This is a genomic window from Haloplanus aerogenes (genome assembly GCF_003856835.1).
Taxonomy (GTDB): domain Archaea; phylum Halobacteriota; class Halobacteria; order Halobacteriales; family Haloferacaceae; genus Haloplanus; species Haloplanus aerogenes.
Map to the genome: position 1 here is coordinate 3,177,102 of NZ_CP034145.1, position 17,986 is coordinate 3,195,087.

General features: G+C 59.4%; 23 protein-coding genes. 10 read left to right on the forward strand and 13 right to left on the reverse strand.

All coding sequences use genetic code 11. From position 1 onward, the window contains the following. Positions 1-226 precede the first annotated feature (226 nt). Genes DU502_RS16280 through DU502_RS16320 form a run of 9 tightly spaced genes read right to left on the reverse strand, consistent with a single transcriptional unit; the run spans position 227 to position 7,569 of the window. On the reverse strand, positions 227-1,390 hold the full coding sequence (locus DU502_RS16280) for an ATP-binding protein (protein WP_121921974.1): 1,164 nt from the start codon (positions 1,388-1,390) through the stop codon (positions 227-229). Next, positions 1,387-2,265, reverse strand: coding sequence for a hypothetical protein (locus tag DU502_RS16285; RefSeq protein WP_121921973.1), 879 nt, complete (start codon positions 2,263-2,265; stop codon positions 1,387-1,389). Before DU502_RS16285 ends, DU502_RS16280 begins: the two co-directional genes overlap by 4 nt. Beyond that, positions 2,258-4,111, reverse strand: coding sequence for a hypothetical protein (locus tag DU502_RS16290; protein WP_121921972.1), 1,854 nt, complete (start codon positions 4,109-4,111; stop codon positions 2,258-2,260). The genes DU502_RS16285 and DU502_RS16290 overlap by 8 nt, the downstream gene beginning before the upstream one ends. A gap of 2 nt (positions 4,112-4,113) precedes the next feature. Further along, positions 4,114-4,533 carry a hypothetical protein gene (locus tag DU502_RS16295; RefSeq protein ID WP_124897102.1) on the reverse strand — a complete coding sequence of 140 codons (420 nt, stop codon included), beginning with the start codon at positions 4,531-4,533 and terminating at the stop codon, positions 4,114-4,116. Between the two features lie 28 nt (positions 4,534-4,561). Then, positions 4,562-4,825, reverse strand: a complete 264-nt coding sequence (locus tag DU502_RS16300; protein WP_124897103.1) for a hypothetical protein — start codon at positions 4,823-4,825, stop codon at positions 4,562-4,564. Further along, positions 4,813-5,199: a hypothetical protein gene (locus DU502_RS16305; protein ID WP_133412391.1), complete on the reverse strand. Its 387-nt coding sequence runs from the start codon at positions 5,197-5,199 to the stop codon at positions 4,813-4,815. The genes DU502_RS16300 and DU502_RS16305 overlap by 13 nt, the downstream gene beginning before the upstream one ends. Continuing rightward, a complete protein-coding gene (locus tag DU502_RS16310) occupies positions 5,189-5,539 on the reverse strand; it encodes a hypothetical protein (protein WP_121921968.1) in 351 nt (116 codons plus the stop codon). Before DU502_RS16310 ends, DU502_RS16305 begins: the two co-directional genes overlap by 11 nt. 2 nt (positions 5,540-5,541) lie before the next feature. Then, positions 5,542-5,952, reverse strand: coding sequence for a hypothetical protein (locus DU502_RS16315; RefSeq protein ID WP_121921967.1), 411 nt, complete (start codon positions 5,950-5,952; stop codon positions 5,542-5,544). A gap of 6 nt (positions 5,953-5,958) precedes the next feature. Then, the gene (locus DU502_RS16320) at positions 5,959-7,569 is read right to left on the reverse strand and encodes a hypothetical protein (protein WP_121921966.1); all 1,611 of its coding nucleotides are present in this window, start codon (positions 7,567-7,569) and stop codon (positions 5,959-5,961) included. A 150-nt stretch (positions 7,570-7,719) separates the two neighbouring features. Between DU502_RS16320 and DU502_RS16325 the strand changes: the two genes are divergently transcribed. Together DU502_RS16325 and DU502_RS16330 are read left to right on the forward strand one after the other, a co-directional pair. Next, positions 7,720-7,983 (forward strand): hypothetical protein, encoded by a 264-nt coding sequence (locus DU502_RS16325; protein WP_121921965.1) that lies wholly within the window; start codon positions 7,720-7,722, stop codon positions 7,981-7,983. A gap of 25 nt (positions 7,984-8,008) precedes the next feature. Further along, complete coding sequence (locus DU502_RS16330; RefSeq protein ID WP_124897104.1) at positions 8,009-9,016, forward strand: hypothetical protein; 1,008 nt, start codon at positions 8,009-8,011, stop codon at positions 9,014-9,016. On the opposite strand, the gene DU502_RS16335 is transcribed toward DU502_RS16330, so the two are convergent. Then, positions 9,008-9,289: a hypothetical protein gene (locus DU502_RS16335; RefSeq protein WP_124897105.1), complete on the reverse strand. Its 282-nt coding sequence runs from the start codon at positions 9,287-9,289 to the stop codon at positions 9,008-9,010. The two genes, DU502_RS16330 and DU502_RS16335, sit on opposite strands and share 9 nt — an antisense overlap. A 372-nt stretch (positions 9,290-9,661) precedes the next feature. Between DU502_RS16335 and DU502_RS16340 the strand changes: the two genes are divergently transcribed. After that, positions 9,662-9,898, forward strand: coding sequence for a DUF7386 family protein (locus tag DU502_RS16340; RefSeq protein WP_121921963.1), 237 nt, complete (start codon positions 9,662-9,664; stop codon positions 9,896-9,898). A 610-nt stretch (positions 9,899-10,508) separates the two neighbouring features. Here the strand turns inward: DU502_RS16340 and DU502_RS16345 are convergent. Beyond that, entirely contained in the window at positions 10,509-11,036 is a 528-nt protein-coding gene (locus DU502_RS16345; RefSeq protein ID WP_121921962.1) for a hypothetical protein, read from the reverse strand. A gap of 298 nt (positions 11,037-11,334) precedes the next feature. On the opposite strand from DU502_RS16345, the gene DU502_RS16350 reads away from it, so the two are divergent. Continuing rightward, positions 11,335-11,988 (forward strand): hypothetical protein, encoded by a 654-nt coding sequence (locus tag DU502_RS16350; RefSeq protein ID WP_121921961.1) that lies wholly within the window; start codon positions 11,335-11,337, stop codon positions 11,986-11,988. On the opposite strand, the gene DU502_RS16355 is transcribed toward DU502_RS16350, so the two are convergent. Further along, a complete protein-coding gene (locus DU502_RS16355) occupies positions 11,989-13,278 on the reverse strand; it encodes a hypothetical protein (RefSeq protein WP_124897106.1) in 1,290 nt (429 codons plus the stop codon). Positions 13,279-13,660: 382 nt separating this feature from the next. Continuing rightward, a complete protein-coding gene (locus DU502_RS16360) occupies positions 13,661-14,167 on the reverse strand; it encodes a type II toxin-antitoxin system antitoxin SocA domain-containing protein (protein ID WP_121921959.1) in 507 nt (168 codons plus the stop codon). Positions 14,168-14,858: 691 nt separating this feature from the next. On the opposite strand from DU502_RS16360, the gene DU502_RS16370 reads away from it, so the two are divergent. The 6 genes from DU502_RS16370 to DU502_RS16390 all read left to right on the forward strand — a co-directional run bounded on the left by DU502_RS16370 (position 14,859) and on the right by DU502_RS16390 (position 17,869). Further along, positions 14,859-15,116, forward strand: a complete 258-nt coding sequence (locus DU502_RS16370) for a hypothetical protein (RefSeq protein WP_121921957.1) — start codon at positions 14,859-14,861, stop codon at positions 15,114-15,116. Continuing rightward, a complete protein-coding gene (locus DU502_RS16375) occupies positions 15,113-16,156 on the forward strand; it encodes a tyrosine-type recombinase/integrase (protein WP_121921956.1) in 1,044 nt (347 codons plus the stop codon). The genes DU502_RS16370 and DU502_RS16375 overlap by 4 nt, the downstream gene beginning before the upstream one ends. Positions 16,157-16,294: 138 nt before the next feature. Further along, positions 16,295-16,423: a hypothetical protein gene (locus DU502_RS18930; RefSeq protein WP_277872157.1), complete on the forward strand. Its 129-nt coding sequence runs from the start codon at positions 16,295-16,297 to the stop codon at positions 16,421-16,423. Between the two features lie 192 nt (positions 16,424-16,615). After that, on the forward strand, positions 16,616-16,975 hold the full coding sequence (locus DU502_RS16380; RefSeq protein WP_121921955.1) for a hypothetical protein: 360 nt from the start codon (positions 16,616-16,618) through the stop codon (positions 16,973-16,975). 239 nt (positions 16,976-17,214) lie between these two features. Then, on the forward strand, positions 17,215-17,460 hold the full coding sequence (locus DU502_RS16385) for a hypothetical protein (protein ID WP_121921954.1): 246 nt from the start codon (positions 17,215-17,217) through the stop codon (positions 17,458-17,460). 1 nt (position 17,461) lies between these two features. Then, positions 17,462-17,869, forward strand: coding sequence for a PIN domain-containing protein (locus DU502_RS16390; RefSeq protein ID WP_199722782.1), 408 nt, complete (start codon positions 17,462-17,464; stop codon positions 17,867-17,869). The last annotated feature ends 117 nt before the right edge of the window (positions 17,870-17,986 follow it).

Below are 17,986 nucleotides of genomic sequence, written 5' to 3' on the forward strand. Positions count from 1 at the left end.
TTCACACCGACCTCCGTCCCGGCGGGAACGTCCTCCTGAACGTTCGCGTCCGGGACGCCGACCATACCGGCCGGCTGTCCGACCGCCGGCACCGACGCCGACGCGACGACGAGCACGACGACCGCAACCGCCGCCAGGAGGCACCCGGGGGGTTTGCTCCCATCCGACTCGACACGCGCGGGCGCGTATCCGGTAATCTTCTCGACAACTTCGTGGATCGGTTCGATCACGACGAAACCACCCCCCGACCCTCGTCAGGTTCGCTCGTCTCGCCGGGCGCGGCCTTCGAGATTGACGCGTCGAGGTCGACCCGCAGCTCCTCACCCGTCGGTTTGGGAACGTCACCCCACGCGAACGCCTCGAAATTCGTTTCCGTCCACATGAGGGCCTTCCCGACCGACATACGCGAGGTCAGGTCCGTGTTCATCGGCACCGAGCGGAACCCGACGACCTGACTCCCCCTCGTCGGGTTCGCCCGTCCGTTCATCGTAATCCGCCAGCGCACCTTTCGCCGGACCTTGTCGTGAATGTCTTCCGGGTTCTGTCCCGCGAGGTACAGCGAGAGGTTGAACTTCCGCGCGTCGACGACGATGTCCTGGAGGAGTTCCACCTTCTGATACGTCGCGAACGCGTCTTTGCTCGCGTCCTGACTCGCTATGTCGCCTATCTCGTCGCAAATCCAGGACGTGAAACTGTACGGGCCGAACTCCTGGCGCTGGAGGAGCGCACCGACCCACCAGTGCCGAACCGGATCGTCCGGGGAGAACTCTAACTCCTCGTAGTGTGACGAGGAGCGTTCGTACGCCTCCTGACAGCCGCGCATCTCCGGGTCGGGATAGACTACATGGAACTTGCCGGGTTCCACGCACCGCTCCCACAAGTCCGCCACGTCGTCGTAGAACACGACCTCGCGGACGACCTCCTTCAGGTCGACCTCCCGACGGTACGCGTCCTCCTCGTCCGTCGAGACGACCTTAGCGGTCACGCCGCCCCGGCACGACGCCGGGAGGCACACACGCGCCCACGGAGCAAGGGGCGTCCACTCCGAACGCGTCTCGTCTCCGCGCCACACGACCGCCTCCCCAGCGTTCACCTCAAGGAGTCGGATCGACCACTCCAGAAGGAGCGTCGACTTACCGGCACCCATCGGACCCTCCGCCAGTAACTCGGTCCCTCCTGCTGGGGAATACGCGGAGTTGTCCTTTGCATGGAGGAGTGCCCCGGGGACGGTACTCGGGTAGTTGAACGCCTGTTCGTCGAACGACGGGATACTGAACTCCCGCCGCATATCGGCCGCGTCGGTGTGCCGAGACGTGCCGAGGAACGTACCCGTCTCCGTACGGGCCTCCAGGTCGGTCAGCGTCTCGACGCCACTCCAGGTTTCACTCATAGTCGTGTCACGTCCATGTCCTTCTTTTCGCCCTCCGCGAGTTCGCCCGCTTTATCGACGACCTCGCGGGCCGCCGTCGCGAACGCAGGGAGGAGTTCGACCGCCGCCCACGACTCCCGGAAGAACGGCCCGTCCGGGTCGTCGTGCGGCTGGCGAATCACCATCTGTTTCGTGTGCGGTTCGTCGACGAGCACGCGCGTCACGAGATCTCGGTCGGCCTCCGCGAACGACGCCTCCCCGAGGTACGACCCCCACGTCAGGAACGCGTCCTCGCTGTCGAACCCGTCGAGGGCGTGCCGTATCGCCCAGCCTTGCTTTTCGTCCATCTCCGTCAGCGCCGGCCGCATGGCTGGGTGTTTCTGTAGATCGGCCTCCGGCTGGAGGTCGTCGTCCCGGTCGTTCACGTACTCCGTCGCGTTCCACCGGAGCGCCCGCACCGCGTCGAGGCACGCCGGGAGCACGTCGACCGCCGCGACAGCGCGACGCTGACGGGCCGCCGCCTCCAGATCCGGCGGGTCGTCGACCCACGCCGTACGCGCCCGCGAGGTCAGGAGCGCCGCCATGTCCGGGCCGCTGAACACGCGCTCGACGAACCACTCCCCGGACAGTGACCCCAGCGTGTGTAAGGCCGTCCGCTGACTCCAGCGGACGAACCCACGCCGTGATCGAAAGCCGTCGACGAACTCCGCCACTATCTCCCGTTGATCCTGGGTCAGTTTCCCGACCGCCGGGCGGAACTCCTGGGTTTCCGGGAGGTCGTTCAGGAGTCGGTCGACCGCGTCCCGGTCGAACGTCGAGGCGCGGGCGTTCCCCTCCTCGACCGTCGCCGGGTCGTCCCGGACGCTGTCCCCGTCGTCGGGTGCCGCGCTACGCATGGGCTTCCTCCTCGTCAGCGTCGTCTGTACGCCCGTCTCGACGGTTCCGGGCGACACGCTCCGCACCTCCGCCCATCCCGTCCTCGTCCGGCGCGAGACGGTCGACGACCTCCCGGAACGTGTTCACGTCCTTCCGTTCCAGGTCACGCTGACGCTGGGCGCGACGTTTCGCCTCGCTTTGGTGGTACTTCCGCTGGAACGTCTCCGCGTCGGCACGCTCCGCGTAGCCCTCCATGACCTGAACCATGTTCCCCACGACCGCGTCGAAATGTGCGGGCGCGAGTGAGACGTTCGCCTTGCCGGCGTCCGGAGTCACGACGAGCGTCCCGAGGGCGACAGCGGCCGCCAGCGCCCCCAGCGTCGTGTTCGTCGTGACGTACGTCACCGCGAGGTACGCCACGCCCACGAACGCCAGCCCTGCCAGGATTTTCCCGACAGCCACGGACGGCACCGGGAACCGGCCCGCCACGAACTCCTCCTCGTCTTCCGGCCACTCGACGAGATCCGGGAGGCCCAAGCGGAACGTCTCCTCCGAATAGTCGACGACGTGTTCCGCCGTCGGATCGACGAGGTAGATCACGTCGTACTCATCCTCCTGTTCGTCGCCTGGGAACCGCGTTCGCACGCGCGACCACAGGCCCTCGTCGTCGTCCGCATCTTCGGGCAGGAGATCGTCCTTCGGAGCTGTCACACGCCGCGCTCCCGGGTTCGTCGCGTCGAACTCTAGGAGCGGAGCCGCGTCGCTGAACGGCCACGCACGCGCCAGGAACGGCACCCAGCCGTCGCGAGGGACGACCTTCCGACCGTCCGAACGCTCTACGACCGTGTGAACCCGGTTCGCCAGGTGCCACGTCCCGGACCCGTCGGGAGCCATGTCGGCCTCAGCCGCCCGGAACTGGAGGAACAGCGCCTCCTCCCCGCGGTCGGAGAACGCCCATATCGCGAGCGCGCCGACGAACAGTCCGCCGAGGATGCCCAGGAGTTCGGGCCGCTTTGCCAGCGTCTCGATCAGGCCGTTGTAGAACACGAACCCGCCCATGAACAGCGCCGCGAACCCGAGGAACCCGTACTCCAGGACGGAGACGCCAGGCCCACGGCCCGCGGATTTCAGGAGGTAGCGGTCGAGCACGACCGCCCCGACCGCCGTCCCGAGGAACGGCAGGAAGATACTAACGAACCCGAACATGACGAGGTCGCCCTGGCTGTTCGCCGGCACGGACGCCGTCGCCGCGTTGCTGTTCAGCCGGAACACCCACTGGGTCCGGTCGCGTTCGCCCTCCAGCCACAGCGTGACGTACTTTTCACCGTCGTAAGCCGGCGGGAGGTCTATCCGCGCCTCGTCGTACGTCCCGCCCGCCAGCGACGCCGTGACCGTCTTTTCCTGAACGTCCGTCAGCTGTTTCTCGACGGTCGTCCCGTTCTCCGTCTCCTCCTCGACGCGCCAGGTCACGACGTGAACACGGACTTTCTCGTCCTCGCTTTCCCAGCCACGGAACGACCCGAGGTAGACCTGATTCCGACGGACGACCGTGTTCGGCGTCACGTATCGCCGCGCGTCCTCCGCGCCCTCGCTGACGCCCAGCGCCGCTGGAACGTGCCGGAGCCACCACGCGCCCGCATCGCCTTCCGGCCGCATGGAGTCGGGTGCCCCGGCCGGGTGCGTCCCGAGTTGCCGGAGGCCCTGGATAGTGTAGTTCGACGCCGCCCCCGACGAGTTCGACGCCGGGGCCGGCGTCGCCGTCGAGGACGAGTTCCCCGCCTCCTGGGCGACGACCGGGGCCACCATCGGGACGGAGATCGACGCGACGAGGACGACGACGAACGCCAGCCGAGACACCCGTCGCATGATTACCCAGCCTCCGACAGCATCAACCCGACGAGGATAATCGCGCCCGCGATAGCCGCGAATCCCGTCACAGTCGGCTGGAGCGTCCCGTCGACGACCAGCACTCCGAGGCCGCCGAGGGCTAACTGGGTCAGGAACCCAGGCGACGACAGGATTAGCTGACCTGCCTCCCCGAGGAACATGGATAGGCCGTCAGCCGCTCCGACGAGCGCCCCGACGACGCCAAGGCCCAGCAGGCCCACGCCGGCCGCCGCTCGCTGACTGTCTCGCCGGGCGCGTCTCGCGACGCCCCGGCCGCTGTTCTCCTGCGTCGCCCAGTAGGCCGCCGCCAGGAGGAGGAGCGCGACCACTCCCCACACCCACAGCGGCACCGTATGGAGCGACGCCAGCGACACGTTCGGGAGTTCTATCCCGAACGGCACGCTGTACACCTCCGTTCCGTGTGTCGAATCATGTGATTCTCTCGTAAGCCCTCCCCGCCAGCCGCGCGAGCGCGAAGGCCACGAACACGACCGACAGGAGGAAAACCGTGTAGTTCAGCGCGTCCTGAGGGAGCCAGGAGACACGCGGAGCGATACGATACGCCAGCGGCACGAACACGCCCAGGAGCGAATCGAGATTCAACAGGCCGAACTCGAAAACGGCCCACACACCCGACGCCATTCCCGAGGCTGCCGCGAGGGGTTTCAATTCCGACATGGTCAGGTCACCCACTTCAGGAGCCACGTCCCGAACTGGAGCGCCCCGAACACGGCCGCGACGACGAGTGCGAACGTCACCGCCGCCGCTATCGGACCCGCGAACCCGGTTCCGCCTGCCAGGTCAAGGAGGACGCTGTTCAGAAACCGCTGGAGGTCGAGGACGACGAGCGCCACGACGCGCCCCGCATCCCATGTCTGTTCTCCAGCGATTACGAACGCGCCGATTACCTCGCCCTGGACAGTCTGGACCGCGTACACGACCTCGTCGATCAGGAACTCCAGGCCGGAGACGAACCACGAGATAACGACCTCCAGGATTCGCTCCCGTGGACAGAATATCCAGTCCGGCACCCATCCAGGGACGCTACTCGAAACCTCACACGCCAATCCGACGCACCCCCCAAGACAGGATAAACAGCGTCACGACCACGCCGAGCATGATGACGACGAACGACGCCGGCCCAGCGACGGAGGTCACGTCACGAAGGAACGACCACCAAGACGCCGAGATAGCACGGGAGCCACCGCTGAACAGGAGGCCCAACCACTCCGCCAGGAACGAACCCGGAGCGCGGACGACCTTCCCCAGTCCGCTACCGAATAGCTGGATAGTCTCGACGTAGCCCTGTTGAATCGCGTAGATCGGCGCACCGACGAGGAGAGACGCCACTGTCGGCCACAGCACTTTGCCCCCCTCGCTCACCTTGACGCCGTCTATGCGTGCCATGTTCAGCGCCTGATTCGGTCGTACAACGCCGTGACCGGGTTGAGGTTGAACCGGCGGAGCATCTGGAGGAACACCCATATCCCGGCCATCGTTGCGATTACCCCGACCGCGAACGTCGCGGGTCCGAAGATCGCCCACTCGCCCTCCGTGAGAGAGAACGCCGTGAACGACACGCTCGCGCGGATAATCTCGTCGGGGAGTGACGCGTCGATCAACCCGACGAGGCCGTCCCTGAAGGCCCACAGCGGTTTGAGGAACGTGACGCCGATACCCTGGATGAAGCCGATTACTTCCAGGATGATCGCGTACGAGACGCCCCCCAAGCCGTACTGTTCGATGAGGCCGACGAGGCCGACGCTGGAGACGATACCGGCCGCGGTTTTCGCCGTCGTGCGGGCGGAGGAGTCGGCCATGCCGAATCACCCCATCCTGGACCGGAGGCCGAAGAACCCGAGGATACCCGTGAACACGGCCATGACTGACGCGAACACTCCCCCGAACCCGCCGCCTCCTCCGCCGTTCTCCAACGCAACAGCGCCGCCGCCGCTGGAGGACTGGACCGCCTCAACCTCGTCCGAAGTGACGAGGATTTCCGCCTCGTAGGCCCGGACGACGCCCGCCTGGGGCGACGACGCCAGCGTTACCGTGTTTCCGAGGGAGTCGTACGACCCCGTGTGCGTCGTCCAGGAGTCGTCAGAAATGTCCGAAAACTCCGTGTCCTCGACGCCGGAGGCCGTCCGCACCGTCGCGTAGCGGGCGGCCGGGACGGCCGTCTCGTCGTGCCACGTCAGCCCCGTATGCTGGAGGTCGTAGCCGGTCGGAACGACCGCCTTCCCCTGCTGGACGAGTTTCCGGTCGTACCCCGCGTACTGGGTCGCCTCGACGAGCCGCCAGCGGAACGACTCCGACCCGTCGCCCAGCGTGTACCGCATGGGCATCGACAGGTCGTAGATCACCGCCTCGTCCGTCTTGAGGTCGGAGGACAGCGTGTCGAGGCCCGTCACGGTGAACGAACCCGGCCCCGGCGTGTAGCGGTCCACGCGCTCCTCGCTGTCCGTGTCCTCGTTGTTCAGGTACGACCCGAACTTCCACCGGGCCATCTTCTCGACGTTCAGCGCCGTCAGAACGACCGACGCGTCCGCCTCGCTGATCCGGATCTCGACCTCCTGGACGGAGTCGAACGACCCGTCCCCGTTCGCGACCGTCGCGAGGTCGCCCAGCCGCTGCTGAACCACGTAGCCGTTCCCCGTCGCGGCCGCGAACACGTCCGCGTTCGACGTGTCTCCCGACGGGTCGGCCTTCACGACCTTCTCGTCCCCGTCTCCGTCGCGGGCGACAAGTTCGACGACCGACCCCGACGCGAGGGAGTTCACGTTCACGACCGCCTGGAGGTGTCGTTTCTCGACGCTGTCCTCCACGGATACGTCCGTGAACGTGGCTTTGACCGTCTCGCCCGACGCCACGGAGGAGGTCGACACGTCCAGCGCGTACTCCACGTCGACGTTCGCGTCCGTGACGGAGATCGTCCCGTTCGTCGCGCCGGTCGTGCCCCAGTGCGTCGCCTCCAGCGCCCGCACCGGGTCGTCCGTCTCCCCGTCTCCGTCCGCGTCGTACTGTTCGCCCCGCGGGAAGGCGTAGAGGTCCGGGGCCTCGACCTTGTCCGCCCGGATCGACACGACGTTCTCCGTGTCCTCGCGCGGCACGTAGCCGCCGAGGCTGTCCTTCTCCCCACTGTCGTTTTCGTACGCCGTCAGCGCCGCGTCGTCCGTCCCCCACTTCAGGCGGTGTTTCGCCTTCGTCAGCGTGTCCTCCGCGAAGTAGGGGTTCTGGACGAAATCGCTGTCCCACGCGAGGCCGTCGCGGCCGGTTTGCCACTCCGTCGACTCCTGGGCGCTGGCGACTCCGGTCGCCGCCCCAGCCGTCGAGGCCGCGACGACGCCCACGTTCCCGAGGAACCGACGCCGGGAGAGTTCGTTCGTAGACTGTTCCGCGTTCGTGTCCCCGTTCGGGGACTGGGTTTTCGCGGTCATAGTCGACCGTCGACCCACACCGGGCCGATAGACCGGCCGTGCTATCGCCTCGGGAAATGACCTCGCCTGAGTCCCATCCCTCGCTCCCGAAGTGGCTACGCCGTGTATCCGAGGCTACCTTTTATCACACCCCGACGGCACGCGGCGCTCATGCAGGTGTTACAACAGAAGAACCTCAGTGGCGTCGTGACGATTCCGAAGGAACACTTGGAGCGCGACGGTGTCCTGGAGGACGGGGAGTTCCCCGACGAACAGAACCTCGTCGTCGATCGGGTCGGGCGACAGCAGTACCTCGTGCGGATGGTCGAGGGTGGAGACGTGCCGGATTTGGAGGAGGCGGAGGTGGTTCAAAGAGTGGCTGCGAAGGTGGCCTTGGAGCGAGATTTGTCACACTCCACCGAAAGGAAAGAGTAACCGTAGATAGACTTATGCATAATCCATGCCAGTCGGTCGATATTTTCGCGGGTTAACCGCGTATGATTTACTCGGGAATCTAGTTCCGGGGACGATTCTTCTTATCATGACAATGGGGTTTCTTCCTTCCCCACCAATTCCTGAATCCCTCGGAGAATACGGTCTGTTTACCATTATCGCATTCTCCTTGGGTTCGATTATCCAAGAATACGCATCAAAGGCGGTAGGTGATCGGAAACATTTCGATGAAACAATCGACACGGTCGAACAACTACCAAATACGATTGCAGGGAGCGAAGAGGACGAGGAAGAAAATGAGACAGAACCTGAGGAGGACGAGGGAGAAGATGAGGCAGAACCTGAGGAAGATCGGCGTCTTCGTGATAAAATAAAGCAGGTGGTTTGGTGGGCATTACATCCAGTGATCGGCCCCCTCTTTGGATGGTGGCGTCCAAAAAGAGGGGAAAAGTTGGAGGATTCTATCTTAGCGAATCGAATTTGGCAGCATCTCGTAGACACCTACGAGATTCCTTTCAGGACAGATTCTTACGGTGTATTATACCACATAATGTCGAGTAAAGTGGACGATAGTCGCTCACCGGGTCGAGCAACCCGAATACAGGCGATCCGGAACTTCCATCGAGGAATGTGGATCACAGCGTGGTATTCCTCTGTACTCCTTATCATATCAATATATTTGAAACGTTATTTTGCTGGGGAAACAATTCCCCCATTCGGAATAGAGTACGTTGAATCTGCTTACTTCGTCTACTGGACACCTCTTTGGCACGTAGTTGTGATTAGCCTGATCAGCGTCTTTGTCTTCTGGTATCTCTTCGAATCAGCAGAGGAGGACTATATCGAATATCTGTTCGTGGATTATGCTGTAGCGGTTGGGGACAGCGAGAATGCAGTTACATTCACTCAAGAGGAGGACATCGTGATTGCTGGCGATTTAACCGCAAATATCGGAGGGTCTTCACTCCGCACACTGGATGATCAGGAAAGCGGACCAGATGACAAATCAGGCTAAACCGGGAACGCGATCTGGAGCAGCCCCGTCGTTTCCACAGAAGTCAGAGATACGCCAATCAGGACGCTGTTCACTATCGCTAACCAGAATCAACTCCTTCACATCTCCTACAGATAGGTTTTGAACCTGCTTCTGGATGTTCTCTGAATACTCGGAGTCGTGGACAGGAACCGAAACTCGAATGCCTTGGTCCCCACCCTCCAAGATTTCCAGCCAGAGGTGGTTGTTCTGTCGTCCGACCACCTCGTATGGAGCAGGCTCTGTTTCTAACATACCTAGGTACTCTAGCCAAGGGAGCAATAAACTTTCTCGTAGATTCTAGTGGTGGAACCGTCGTATACAACCTAGTGGTGGAACTAACGTATACAATCTAGTGGTGGGACCATCGTGTAGAACCCTGGGTTCACGCGGAGATGTTCACGCTTCACCGGGTTTCTCCATTTGTGACCACACCGGCCGCCGTCGAGGTCGCGACGACCCCACGAAACCGTTCCCACATCACTACTTAAACGGGGGTCGCGCCGGGTAGATCGACGCGCCGACCCACCTACCCTTCATAAAGAACTCCCGTTCCAGTTACTCCCGAAACACGGTTTCCCCCTTCAGCCGGGGGTTTCTAGACCCCCCGTAGTCACACGCGCTTATATGGGTCGAGATTACATCCGACTCCGGTCGAACCGTGAACGCGAGAAGTTGCTGGCTGAAGCGAAGGAAGTCCTCGACGAGGACCAAGACAGCAAGGCCATCGACGCCGCGCTCCGGCACCTCGTGGAGTCGCACGGGAATCTGGAGGAGATGAAGCGGGACTTGACGCCGGATCAGGCCGAGGCGCTGAGTACGAGCGAGTTGAGTTTGACTATGTATCCGCAGGTCCGGCGATAACCCGAGCCGATTCCGAATAACAATGAAGTCGATTCTTCTGAAATGGAAGTTCGATGATTCTCAGTAACTACCGTAGGCTTCCGTGTGAATAATCGAATCACACTTTGGGCAGATCCAATCTGTATATTGTAACTGGGGTCCCTCTCGTTCTTCCGTTTCCCAGTCAGTGCTACTGGAGGGAGTATATGAGCAATTTTGACAGTCGATTGTCTCCAACTTTTCAACTAGATCTGCTATCTCAACAAAAGCGAGAGTCGTTGCAACTCCTTTTGAACCGGGTTTAGAGTACGTTTCTGTTGTGATTAGAGTATTCTCTGGGGAAAACGGTCCCTCGTAGGCGGTCGCAACTGATGCAGCTATTGTCACCTCTGAGACTTGACCCACAGTATGTAACTCGTCTCTTACCCTACTAGGGTCAACGTCAGCAGAGTATTGTCCGGGTCCATCACCAGGTTGCACATCAACGACTTTTCTTGTGTCTGTCTCCCATGATACTCGAACCATATCGGAGACAGAGAACCGCTAGTCTTCTATGTTTTGGTGGCGCTTAAAAAAGGGGAATTTGGATTGATCGAGCCGGGTTGATTTCGAAGGGCTCTGGAAAACTGCTCTACAGCAGTTCGTCCTTGATGAGTCGGAGCCCCTTCGTCGTCATCCGATAGCGGTTAGGGTTCGAAGCGACCTGGAGGACTCGGTGTCCTACGGCACTGTTGACACGGTCGCACACGAAGCTCCATTCAGGAAGCCGGTCTTCCGGTATCTTGATCGAGACACCGTGACGGTCCGCTACCTGCGCCACAAGATCCGCGATCTCGCTAGGCGTAACTGCGGTGACTTGGTCCCCGGCGTCCTCATCTGCTTCAGTGTCGATGATGAAGCGGTTCGTACCGCCTTGTTCCGTCTTGTGGAGGTAACCGTCCTCCTCGACGATTGTATTGAGAAGGCTTGTCGTCGTCTGGAGAGTAGCCTCCTCTTCTTCGTCCTCCTCTCCGATGAGGTGACCCACGTCGTTGTAGTAGAGGTGGGCGTTTAGCTGGCTACGAGCGAACTCCGCTTGTCCCAAGTCACTAGCGGTGACTTTGAGGAGCTTCGTTCGCTTCTCGGTCAGGTCGTCCGGTTGGGTGAGGCCTTTGGACATAGTTGGCTCTCCATCCCGATCACGGCAACATTCAAGACGTGCCCCACCCAACCACTGGTGGAGGCAACAGTCTCGTCTGTTGCCCGTCGGGCGTGCTGCGGTGCCGACCCGGTACCCACCGAAAGTCTCCCAGGACCGTGATGGGTGCAAACGGGTCGAGCGTCCGACCGATCTTCTACAGCCGACCGATCTTCACATTACACCAATACCCCCCCTAGGTAAAAAGAATTATGACAATCGAAAGCCACAATGCGGCCGGAAAGACTATCAGCAATTGTCCTATAGGTGGATACAGACTATGAATTTCGATTCGATTGCCAAAGAAGGCGAAAGCAGGGATCGAGGAATATTAACCCCAGATGACAGGAAATACCTTCGCGGGGAAAAAGAATACAGTAGTAAACAGTCCGAGATTGACGCTCGATATCGCATTCGAAAGAGAATCAAGAATGCAATAATCGATTTCAGTATCATTCTCAGTAAGCTCACGGATAACGACCGCGAGCAGATATTCAAATCGAATGCTCCCAGCGAGGAGCGAAAAGAAGGCATCTCCGCCGAGAAGCTGGACGAGTTCGTTAAACAAACGAGGTTTGTCCGTGGAATTGAGCATGCTATAGGATTTCTTTATCTCGGAATCGTGGATCTTGGATGGAATTTTGAGGAAGTGCTAGAAGCCGGCATTAAAAATGCAGAAGAGAAGCGGGGCTACGTCGTGGACAATGTCTCAGTGAATATCGAAATAACTCATTCAGAACCTAATTTCGAAGAACTGATTCAAAAATTACAGAGAGGAGAGGGACTAACCAGCGAAGAAATGCGGGCGCTAATCCGCTCAGGAGAGCTTGATATCGACATGGAAACGTTAGATCGGCTCTTTGAAAGAATGAGTGAAGATATTTCGGAAGATCTGGACGAGGGGGAAATTGAGCTGAATTTCGACCCCGAGTGATTACATTTCGATCTCTTCTTCAGGAACCGGTTGAAATTGAGAAATATCTTCCTCTAACATTTCCTCTACGAAATGTTCAATACCAGTCTTCCATTTACGGAGATGATAAGGTTGGGCGGCAGTATCGGAATTTCCCAACGAATCCTTATATAATGAGTATTTGTCTTCCAACTCTGTGAGTTTCTCACCAAGAGCTAGAGTGCTTAATTCAGAGGAATGGTGTTGCCGCACCTCGATATAGTGCCGGCTCTGCGCCGTATAATCCCCATCAAATTTGTAGATCTCACTCCAAGAGCCCAGTTCTCGACTGCAGATCTCGCATTCACACAAGGGTTCATTATTTTCATCTCCGAGATGTTCTGTTTCTTGGAAATTCAGGAATGTTTTAACGGGATTGAAGTAGTAGCGATTGGTCCCTCCCCCGCCACTCTTACCTTCATCTCCAGTCTTTTCCGCCTTCGATTCCTGATATGCAGGACCGAAGCCTGACCCACGGTTTCCTAGATATCCCAGTAGATGATCGAAATAGCTTCCGTACAATAGATGTGGGCGTATATTGGAATCTGATATTTCGTAGATCAACTTTGCAGTGTGTGCGTAATCCATCGGGTCCGTTTTCCGTTTCGTTAGTCCCTCCACCCAAACGAAGACTTCCCGAATATCACATCCCGAAATTAATTCGATCAGAGCACTCAGACGAGTCTCGTCGCTAAGAAAGTCTGGAGTGGTGAAGAAACAGGGCTTGACGGGATAATTTGAGTATTCCTGAGCCGTTTCAATTATCCATTCGTTGATTTCTAAATCACGGATTGAGGTAATCTTCACGTACCACGGAACGATAGCTCGAGGTCGAAGGTCGGCCTCTAAGTCCATGTATCTCCCCAGCTTAGCTTGCGCTGCATCCGCAACCATACTAAGCTGAAATTCACATTGGCTTTCAATGACCTCTCTAAGCTGCTCTTGAGAAAGATCACCTACGGTCAGATTACCCTTTTTTATTAAGATATCAGTCACCGGCTTTCCATAATACTCTGCCAAGGCCTGATCCCATTGACCTAGCTTACCCGGTTTGTCCCAGAACTCTCTCCCCACACGATACGCCGGTAACCGGGGATCGACGTAAAATTCCGTGCCGAAGTCTGTTTGAAGTCGTTCCAGAAGGCCAGCAATTTTCCGGGGACTGACGGCTACAAAATGCGCGGGAATCAGCAGTGAATCATGGTATTGAGCGGCTTTCTTGACCGCCTTTGTTTCGCCATTATGATTGTATCGTAGAGTGTTCTCGAACATCGTCAATAACTCGCTCCATTGCCCGTACTTGCGCGTGAGCGCTGGGATTGTTTCTTCTAGCTGTTGATAAACATTTCACACTGTCACCTACTGCTAGAAGCCCTATGGGGGTGTCCTCCAACCTTTCCAGTAAGTCGTTCGTGACTCTCTCTTCCCATACTGAGAGATACGAATAATCGACAAAGGATCGATTTCGGTCCGCTTGTTTGATCCCTCGCTTGAAATCCTTCGTTTTTAATTCGACTGCGAACACATCATCATCCCGAACGCCAAGCACATCAATTGGAATCGAAAATAGGAGTGGCTCGGTAACATGCTCTATATTTTTTTCTTGAAGGTACTCTCGTACGAATCCTAGTTGATACTTCTCGGGCCAATACATCTAATTATTCATAATATCTTCTTTAATCTCGGATTCGGTAGTGTAGTCCGGATATTGGCTGTAGATATACCTGAGCAGGTCTTCAAGCTCCATGTCAAGATATTCATCAACCACTTGCTCAAACTCTTCCTGAACTTCACTGTCTAAGGCTCGGTTTACGTCCTCTGCAATCGTTTCACCTCTTTCTGTCACAAGGAACCGCTTATTCGCATGGCTCCGGCTATCAGTAGACGTGCGAACTCGATCTGCATTATCTGCTTCTACTTCTTCAATAGCCCCCATATTAATGAGCAGTTCCAACTCATCATAGATTTGCTCAGAGAACGGGCCGTATTTGTATGGTTTAAATTCGATTTCGACATTCGCGTACAAATCCGTGAACTCTGTTTCCTCCTGAAGCAGGAACAGGAGTTTCTGGAGACGGGTGATTCCCTCAACCTCATCGGCATAGTGGAAGAGGAGAAAAGCCAGATCTGTTTCCTCGTTGATTTCGTCTATCTTTGGCATATTGAGCGGTTATTCTTGATTGGCAACGGACTGACTAAGATGTTACCTATGAGCCAGAACCTTTGATCTCCTGCTTCAGACTCGGTGCAAAGTTTGAGCATCTAACTCACCATCCAGATATTCCTCCCCAGACTCCGTGATCGCGTAGACACCATTACCGAGATTCTCCAAGAGACCATATTGGGTTAGGATTCTACATCGTTTGCCGACATACTTGCGGTGATATTGGAGGGATTCACCCAGTTCAGACATACGGTCAGCGATTTGTGCAGGCTGGTGGTTCCCATATTCACTCAGAAATTCTAAGATACGTTCGTCGGCGTAGACCATCCATTCCGCAGGTTTCCTCATTATATGCGTGTTGCCAGATACGTAATTAGATTCAGCGAACAGGACACTATAGTGTTCTAGTGGGAATCTATAAGTTCCCATAGTAGAGTCAGAAGGTACGGAAGCACTTCGCGAACCCGTCGCTCCCCGATGGGTTCCACTCGAAAGCAAAGCGAACCCCGCTGCTGGAGACAGCGGGTTCGCACGGGCTTCCGTGGGATTGGCACGAAAGCCATGTACGCACACACGACGCGGGGTATTCAAAGCCCCGTCCGACCGCTCGAATCGCGCCTGAAGAACCGTTCAGTTTCACTCCCCGGCTGTGGATTCGCCCTTTTACCGACACGTCCGTCGTCCGTCGATGATGGCGAGAAAAGTCGTGCGGATCGAAGACCGGATGGACAGGTGGCGGTTCACGTGCCCTCGCGGCCATCGGTCGTGGGAGCCGACGAATCACCATTTCTGGTGCCAGCAGTGCGCCCGCCTCGACGGCGTCGACGGCGTGTTCCACGAGCTGCGTGACCGGAAGAGTGGCGAGTGTTTCGAGCGCGAGCAAGTGCGCTTGCTCGTCGCGCGCGGGCCGTACGACCGCGACCTGGACGGGAGGAGCCAAGCGTGACGCTGGACGGGTCGAGTTCCTCGCGGAACGACCTCCAGCCGCTCATGCCGCAGGCAGCGATGGAGGACTGGTTGGACGTGCAATCCGACAGTTCCTCCCCGGGAACGGTGGGGTCGTACCGCCGTCGTGTCCGGCAGTTCGTCGAGTGGTGCGCCGAGGAGGGCATCATGAATCTGAACGACCTGCGGGGACAGGATATCAAGGCGTATCGGGACCACCGCCGGCCGCGGCTGAACGATACGTCGCTGAAGAACGAACTCCGGACGGTTCGGCAGTTCCTCCAGTTCGCGGTCGCTATGGAGGCGGTCGAACCGGCGCTCCCGGAGGCGATCTCGCAGGTCATTCCCTCGCTGACGAAGGGCGAGGAGTCGAGCGATACGATGATCGAACGGGAGCAGGTCCACGCGATTCTGGATTATCTCGACGATTACCACTACGCGAGTAGGGACCACGCGCTGTTCATCCTCTTGTGGGATACGGGCGCGCGGATCAGCGGGGTTCGCGCCCTCGACGTGGACGACTTCGACCCGGCGGAGCGGACGGTGACGTTCCGGAATCGACCGGAGTCGGATACGCGTCTGAAGAACGGCGCGTCGAGCGAGCGGATGAACGTCCTCAGCGAGCGGACGGTCGACGTGCTGAGTGATTACATCCGGAATAAGCGGAGTGCTAAGACGGACGATTACGGTCGTGAACCGCTGTTTACGACGAGATTCGGCCGCGCGTCGAAGCAGTGGGTTCGGAGGACGACGTATCGGCTGACTCAGCCGTGTTTCTATTCGGGGTGTCCACACGACGAGGACCCTGAGACGTGCCAGTACCGGGAGCACAGTCATCTGAGTAAGTGTCCGTCGAGTCTGAGTCCGCACCCGATTCGGACGGGTCGGATTACGGACCTCCGGAATCGGGGAGTTCGTATCTCCCACGTCGCGGGACGGGTCGACGCCATCCCGGAGACGATTCGGGTGTACTACGATAAGCCGGACCTTGGACAGAATCTCGACCGACGGAGCGGTGCGATTTCTGACACGGGACTATGAACGCGAAAATCGACAGCAGAGACGGCGATAGTGGAATGATTAGTCAAATTTCTGATGTGTTCAAGTCACGGCGGTCCCATTCGGTTTTCAAGGCCAATCACCACCCGATAGCGACCCCCTTAAGTCGAGGTGGTCGGCGTGAGTCGCGGCGCCCGTCACGTCGACCTGTCGGACCTGCCGACACCCTGCTGTGACTTCTGTGGCGGTCGCATCGAGGACGAGGGCCAAGAGTGCCCGGCGCTCGACGAGGGGGTGTGTCGCCCGTGACGCTCGTCTGCGAGTGTGGGTCACCGGCGCTCAAGATCGTCGACGCGACGTACCCCGAGGACGCCGACGGTCGACCGACCGGCACCGCCTTCGAACGCTACGAGTGTGAGACGTGTGGTCGGACGGGGGATTCTCCTTCGGCGGCGGCGTCGAACGGACAAGCGGCTGTGTCACCACTCGGGAGGCCCGGCTATGAGTACCGAGCGTGTCGGTGGCTACCCGGAAGTCGAGTTACCCGACGACTTCGGAGACTCGACGAGCTGGCAACGCGCCCGCGACGAGGAGACGCGCGTCAAGCCGCTCACCCGCGCGGAGTGGATGGTCCGCGTCGGCGACGGTGACCGGCATCGCGTCGTCTTCGGGACGCGGAGCGGCCAGCCCGTCGGAGAGTGCGACTGCAAGGGCTACACGCACCACGAGTGGTGCACCCACCTCGCCGCTGTCTTCCTCGCCTACTGTCGACAGGAGATCGTCGTCGCCGACCTCGAGGCTGATCCCGACGAGGAACTGGCGATGCTGTGGCGTCAGTACCGGCAGGAAGGTGAGGCATGAGCGGTCAGTCACTCTACGAGCGGGAGTGAGTACGGTAGGGGCGACCGTACCCAGTCCCGAACAGTGAGGAGTTGGGGATCGTGGTATGTCAGAGGCACCCCTTCCCCAGTCAGCCATCTATCTCCAGAGGCATGTACCCCCGCTGTTTCCCATGTAATCAGAGTAATAACAAGAATGACAGCGGTCGTCGACAGTTGTTGCTCACTCGTTCCGGACAGTGAGCAAGGGGGAGAGGCGTGATGGACTACCTCGCCATCATGGAGCGAGCCGACCGCGCCATCCACTCGGTCGCGCAGACCCACCTCACCGAGTTCGAGGGTACGGTCGACCTGTATCCCTCGGTCGGTGAGGGTGACGGGTCGCGCGCACACGCCCCCGAACGCGAGTCCGCTCCGCACACATCCCCACCCCCCGTGCATACGGACTCCGAATCGCCGCGCAGTCCCCGTATTCACGGCGTATGCAAACCGGAGGTGAGTGAATAAGATGCCGCGGATGGACCACAACCCGAAGAGCCGCGTCTCGTTCGGATGCCCCGACGGCGTCGACGCGACAGCCGAGTACCTGCTTGCCAACGAGAACGAGCGGTTCATCCTTCCAGCACCGGCCTACGCTGAAGTCCTCGTCGGAGAAGGGAACGACCCGGACGGCGACGTGGTAGAGGCGAAAGCCGACCTCGCTTGGGGCGAAGTCTACGAGACCGGGAAGGAGACGGCGGAGGTTGCTGGGGAGATCGCCGACGAAATCGATCTGCAGGGGCCGTTCCTCGCAAGAATGGATGGCCTTATCGCTGCTGTCGGCCGAGAACTGAACGCGTCCGTCGTCTCGGACGACCGCGACCTCACGCACCCCGAGACGAAGCAGGCCGTCGACATCGAAGAGTATCGCAACTAACCGAACCCGCCAAACCGACCGAACCGCACCTTATCCCACCGTCCGACGGCGTGAATCGGAAGTGACGGCTCGTCGTCCCCAGTGACACCCATCTACCCTTCGACTGTTACGACTACC

Excerpts from the sequence above, each read along its gene's own strand:
- DU502_RS16325 (WP_121921965.1), top strand. The coding sequence starts at position 7,720 with ATGCAGGTGTTACAACAGAAGAACCTCAGTGGCGTCGTGACGATTCCG.
- DU502_RS16350 (WP_121921961.1), top strand. The coding sequence starts at position 11,335 with ATGAATTTCGATTCGATTGCCAAAGAAGGCGAAAGCAGGGATCGAGGA.
- DU502_RS16380 (WP_121921955.1), top strand. The coding sequence starts at position 16,616 with ATGAGTACCGAGCGTGTCGGTGGCTACCCGGAAGTCGAGTTACCCGAC.
- DU502_RS16355 (WP_124897106.1), bottom strand. The coding sequence starts at position 13,278 with ATGTTCGAGAACACTCTACGATACAATCATAATGGCGAAACAAAGGCG.
- DU502_RS16330 (WP_124897104.1), top strand. The coding sequence starts at position 8,009 with ATGCCAGTCGGTCGATATTTTCGCGGGTTAACCGCGTATGATTTACTC.
- DU502_RS16335 (WP_124897105.1), bottom strand. The coding sequence starts at position 9,289 with ATGTTAGAAACAGAGCCTGCTCCATACGAGGTGGTCGGACGACAGAAC.
- DU502_RS16385 (WP_121921954.1), top strand. The coding sequence starts at position 17,215 with ATGGACTACCTCGCCATCATGGAGCGAGCCGACCGCGCCATCCACTCG.
- DU502_RS16280 (WP_121921974.1), bottom strand. The coding sequence starts at position 1,390 with ATGAGTGAAACCTGGAGTGGCGTCGAGACGCTGACCGACCTGGAGGCC.
- DU502_RS16285 (WP_121921973.1), bottom strand. The coding sequence starts at position 2,265 with ATGCGTAGCGCGGCACCCGACGACGGGGACAGCGTCCGGGACGACCCG.
- DU502_RS16320 (WP_121921966.1), bottom strand. The coding sequence starts at position 7,569 with ATGACCGCGAAAACCCAGTCCCCGAACGGGGACACGAACGCGGAACAG.
- DU502_RS16390 (WP_199722782.1), top strand. The coding sequence starts at position 17,462 with ATGCCGCGGATGGACCACAACCCGAAGAGCCGCGTCTCGTTCGGATGC.
- DU502_RS16370 (WP_121921957.1), top strand. The coding sequence starts at position 14,859 with ATGATGGCGAGAAAAGTCGTGCGGATCGAAGACCGGATGGACAGGTGG.
- DU502_RS16315 (WP_121921967.1), bottom strand. The coding sequence starts at position 5,952 with ATGGCCGACTCCTCCGCCCGCACGACGGCGAAAACCGCGGCCGGTATC.
- DU502_RS16345 (WP_121921962.1), bottom strand. The coding sequence starts at position 11,036 with ATGTCCAAAGGCCTCACCCAACCGGACGACCTGACCGAGAAGCGAACG.
- DU502_RS16340 (WP_121921963.1), top strand. The coding sequence starts at position 9,662 with ATGGGTCGAGATTACATCCGACTCCGGTCGAACCGTGAACGCGAGAAG.
- DU502_RS16360 (WP_121921959.1), bottom strand. The coding sequence starts at position 14,167 with ATGCCAAAGATAGACGAAATCAACGAGGAAACAGATCTGGCTTTTCTC.
- DU502_RS16290 (WP_121921972.1), bottom strand. The coding sequence starts at position 4,111 with ATGCGACGGGTGTCTCGGCTGGCGTTCGTCGTCGTCCTCGTCGCGTCG.
- DU502_RS16310 (WP_121921968.1), bottom strand. The coding sequence starts at position 5,539 with ATGGCACGCATAGACGGCGTCAAGGTGAGCGAGGGGGGCAAAGTGCTG.